The organism is Streptomyces sp. WELS2 (assembly GCF_013870595.1).
Classification (GTDB): domain Bacteria; phylum Actinomycetota; class Actinomycetes; order Streptomycetales; family Streptomycetaceae; genus Streptomyces.
Window position 1 is genome coordinate 1 of the sequence record NZ_JACBWZ010000551.1, and the last position, 4271, is coordinate 4271.

5 protein-coding genes are annotated in these 4271 nt (G+C 73.0%); all 5 read left to right on the top strand.

The annotated features are described in order from the left end of the window. Window positions 1-34 precede the first annotated feature (34 nt). Window positions 35-679, top strand: coding sequence for an HAD family phosphatase (locus tag H5J33_RS25380; RefSeq protein WP_181797193.1), 645 nt, complete (start codon window positions 35-37; stop codon window positions 677-679). Between the two features lie 92 nt (window positions 680-771). Beyond that, entirely contained in the window at window positions 772-1485 is a 714-nt protein-coding gene (locus tag H5J33_RS25385) for a VC0807 family protein (protein ID WP_181797194.1), read from the top strand. Between the two features lie 85 nt (window positions 1486-1570). After that, on the top strand, window positions 1571-2797 hold the full coding sequence (locus tag H5J33_RS25390) for an MFS transporter (RefSeq protein ID WP_181797195.1): 1227 nt from the start codon (window positions 1571-1573) through the stop codon (window positions 2795-2797). After that, window positions 2748-3920, top strand: coding sequence for an acetoin utilization protein AcuC (locus H5J33_RS25395; RefSeq protein ID WP_181797196.1), 1173 nt, complete (start codon window positions 2748-2750; stop codon window positions 3918-3920). Before H5J33_RS25390 ends, H5J33_RS25395 begins: the two co-directional genes overlap by 50 nt. 106 nt (window positions 3921-4026) lie before the next feature. After that, on the top strand, window positions 4027-4271 hold a 245-nt coding region (locus tag H5J33_RS25400), incomplete at its 3' end, for a phosphatase (RefSeq protein WP_309485485.1).

The following is a 4271-nucleotide window of genomic DNA, read 5'->3' on the forward strand; positions in this document are numbered from 1 at the left end:
GGCCCGTTCGCCGGGGTCCATTAGGGTCGACGGTATGCGCTATGACCTCGTCATCTTCGACAACGACGGTGTCCTCGTGGACAGCGAGCCCCTGTCCAACAGGCTCCTGGCCGGATATCTCACCGAGCTCGGACACCCGACGTCGTACGAGGACTCCATCCGCGACTACATGGGCTCAGCCATGCACCGCGTCCACGATCTGGTGCTGGAGCGCACCGGCCGGCGGCTGCCGGAGGACTTCGACGAGGTCTTCCACGCGCGGGTGTTCGCCGCGTTCGAGCGGGAGTTGCGGCCCGTGCCCGGGGTGACGGACGTCCTGGAGAAGCTGGCCGCGGACGGGGTGCCGTACTGCGTGGCCTCCTCCGGGAGCCACGAGCGGATACGGGTGGGCCACCGCACCACCGGGCTCGACCGGTGGTTCACCGACGGGCGGATCTTCAGTTCCGAGGACGTCGGACGGGGCAAGCCGGCGCCGGACCTGTTCCTCTACGCGGCCGAGCGCATGGGAGTGACCCCCGGGCGGTGCGTGGTCGTGGAGGACTCCCCGCTGGGCGTCCAGGCGGCCGTGGCGGCCGGGATGGACGTGTACGGGTTCACCGCGATGACACCGCCGGAGCGGCTCGCGGGCGCCGGGCGGCTGTTCGCGGACATGGGCGAGTTGGCCGGCCTGCTGGTGTGACCCGGGTCCGGGGCCCGGGCTGACATTTGTCATGCGGAGCTGCGGACGATCGTTTCTACTGCCGCACCCCGCCCGAAGGCGATGCTGAGGGCATGACGAAGACCACGGGGAACCAGGAAGCCACGCCGAGCGCGCTGGACAACTTCAAGCCACTGCTGATCGATGTGGCGGTGCCGCTCGGCTCGTACTACCTCTTCAAGGAAGCCTTCGGGATGAGCACCTTCGCGGCGCTCGCCTGGAGCAGCGCCGTACCGGCGGTGCGGACCGTGTGGAGTGTGGTGAAGGAGCGCCGTACCAACGCGCTGGCCGTCCTGATCCTCACCGTCAACGTCGTCTCGCTGCTGCTGAGTTTCGTCTCCGGCGACCCGCGGCTGATGCTCGCCAAGGACAGCGCGGTCAGCAGCACGGTGGCCGTCGGCATCCTGGTCTCCGTCCGGCTGGGGAAGCCGATGATGACCGAGGCCATGAAGCCGTTCCTCGTGAAGGGCGACCCGGCCAGGGAAGCCGCCTTCCGGCGGCTGGCGTCCGGGTCCGCGGCCGATTCCGCCGCCTTCCGGCGCAGGGAGCGGGTGTTCTCCGTGGTGTGGGGGCTGGTCCTGCTGGCCGAGTGCGTGGTGCGGGTCGTGGGCGCCTACACGGTCCCGGTGGACACCATGGTGTGGCTGGGCTCCGTCGTCATGGTCGCGGCGATGGTGACCGGGTTCCTGCTCAGCGGTGGCCTGGCCGCCGGGCCGATGGAGCACATGCTCAGGGCCGAGGTGGAGGCCGGCCGGGCCGGGCGTCCGGCGGTGGCCGTCGCGGCCTGATGTGGCCGCGGCACCACAGAGCTGAGGGAAATTCACCTTTGGCTGGATCTACCCACGAGTACCCCGGGGCCCTACCCTCGCCGCCATGACTGATGTGCTGCGGCGCGGCAGGGCCTCGCTGGCGTTCGCCTTCTTCGCGCAGGGCGCCGCCTTCGCCCTGCTGGTGACGCGCATCCCGGCGGTCCAGGACCGGTACGGCGTCTCCGACGCGCTGCTCCCCGTCTTCCTGGCCGCCGTACCGGTCCTCGCCGGGGCCGGCAGCGTGGCCACCGAGCGGCTGGTGCGGCGGGTCCGGCCGAGCCGGGTGCTGCGCTGGTCCCAGCCGGTGGTGCTGCTGGCCCTGCTGGGGGCCGGGGCGGGCGGATCCGGGCAGGTGGCCGTGCTGGCGGTGGCGCTGGGCGTGTTCGGCCTGGCGGTGGGCGCGCTGGACGCGTCCATGAACATGCTCGGGGTCAGCCTCCAGCGGTCGTATGGGCGCAGCATCATGCTGGGCTTCCACGCCGTCTACAGCCTGGGCGGGATCGTGGGGGCCTCGCTGGCCTGGGCCGGGGCACACTGGCGGCTCGCGCTGTGGGTGTCGTACCTGCCGGTGGTGGCCGTGCTGCTGCCGGCCGCGCTGCTGGGGAGCCGGTGGTACGTCGACGGGGAGCCGGCGCCGGTCCGCAAGGCCCCGGGCGGCGGCGTCGGCTTCAGGCTGCTGTTGCCGCTCTGCCTGGTGATGACGTTCGCCTACATCGGGGACTCCACCGTCTCCAACTGGAGCGCGAAGTACCTGAAGGACGTGCTGGGCGGCTCGGAGCAGCTCGCCACCGTGCCGTACAACGTGTACATGGTGACCACGCTGGCCGGGCGGGCCGTCGGGGACCTCGGGGTGCGGCGGTTCGGGGCGCCGGCGGTCGTCCGGCTCGGGGGGCTGGTCGCGGCCGGCGGGTTCGCGGTGGTGGCGTCGGCGCCCGGCCCGTGGGTGGGGATGCTCGGGTTCACGCTGCTGGGGCTGGGGTTGTGCGTGCTGGTGCCGCAGACTTTCGCGGCGGCCGGGCGGCGCGCTTTCGAGGAGGATGGGCCGGGGGCCTCGGACGCGGCGATCGCGCGGCTGAACATCTTCAACTACGTGGGTTTCCTGATCGGTTCGCCGTTGGTGGGGGCCCTGGGGGACGCCTGGAGCTACCGGGGCGCGATGCTCGTGCCGATGGTGTTGGTACTGGTGACCCTGGGGTACGCCAGGTCGTTCGCGGCTCAACCGGACCGATACGGTGGCGTGCATGAGCGGCCGCGCACAGCTGATGTGGGACGAGGCAGTAACGGGCTATGACTTCGGTCCGAGCCATCCGATGGATCCGGTCCGGCTGGAGTTGACCCGCCGGCTGGTCGGTGCCTTGGGGCTCGACCGGGAACTGGCGGTCGTCGCGGCCAGACCGGCCGGCGAGTCGACGCTGAAGCTGGTCCACCGGGAGGACTACATCGACGCGGTGAAGGCGGCGTCGGCGGACCCGGCGGGGGCCGACGGGTCGTACGGGCTCGGCACGCTCGACGATCCGGCGTTCGCCGGGATGCACGAGGTGTCCGCGCTGATCGCGGGCCAGTCGGTGGGGGCCGCCGAGGCGGTGTGGCGGGGGGACGCCGAGCACGCGGTGAACTTCGCGGGCGGGCTGCACCACGCGATGCCGGGCGGCGCGTCGGGGTTCTGCGTGTACAACGACGCGGCGCTCGCGATCGCGCGGCTGCTGGAGCTGGGCGCGGAGCGGGTCGCCTACGTGGACGTCGACGTGCACCACGGGGACGGGGTGCAGGCCGCGTTCTGGGAGGACCCGCGGGTGCTGACGATCTCGCTGCACGAGCACCCCGGCACGCTGTTCCCGGGGACCGGGTGGCCGCAGGAGACGGGCGCGGGCGCGGGGGAGGGCACCGCGGTGAACGTGGCGCTGCCCGCCGGCACGGGGGACGCGGGGTGGCTGCGGGCGTTCCACGCCGTGGTGCCGGAGCTGCTCGCCGGCTTCCGGCCTCAGGTGCTGGTCTCCCAGCACGGCGCCGACACCCACTTCGAGGACCCGCTCGCGCACCTGGCCGTCTCGCTGGACGCGCAGCGGGCGGTGCAGCTGGCGTGCCACGAGCTGGCGCACGCGTACGCGGACGGCAAGTGGGTCGCCCTCGGCGGGGGCGGTTACGCGGTCGTCGACGTCGTACCGCGCTCCTGGACGCACCTGGTGGGGATCGTGGCGGGCCGGCCGGTCGCGCCGGAGACGGAGATCCCCGAGGGCTGGCGGCGGGACGTGTTCGCGCGGACCCGGCAGCTGGGGCCGCAGCGGATGACGGACGGGCGGTGGCCGGTGTCGTACGGCGACTGGGAGGCGGGTTACGACCCCGCCGACCGGATCGACCAGGCCGTACTGGCCACCCGCCGGGCGGTGTTCCCGCTCCGGGGCCTGCTGCCGTAGCGTCGCCCGGTCCGACGGCACCCCCACGCGGGCCGTCGTTGGGCCATCCGCGCGAATACCGCCGTTTCCGCCCCGCGGCCGGCCCCGATGGGCCACCATCGCATCCGTGTCGTCCCCCGCCCGTCTCCGCGCGCACCTGGTGGCCGCCGGGCTGGCCGGGGTGGTGGCGACCTCGCGGGAGGAGAGCCTGCGCAGTTACCGGCTGTTCGCGGCCCGGGATCCGCGCGTGCTGATCGGAATCGATCCCGAGGGCGCCTGGGGGTTCCCCGACCTGCTCGCCCTGATGGCGCTCAGGTGCGGGGTCTCGCCCGACCCGCGCCACACGAGCGGGCCGGACGCGATCGATCCGGA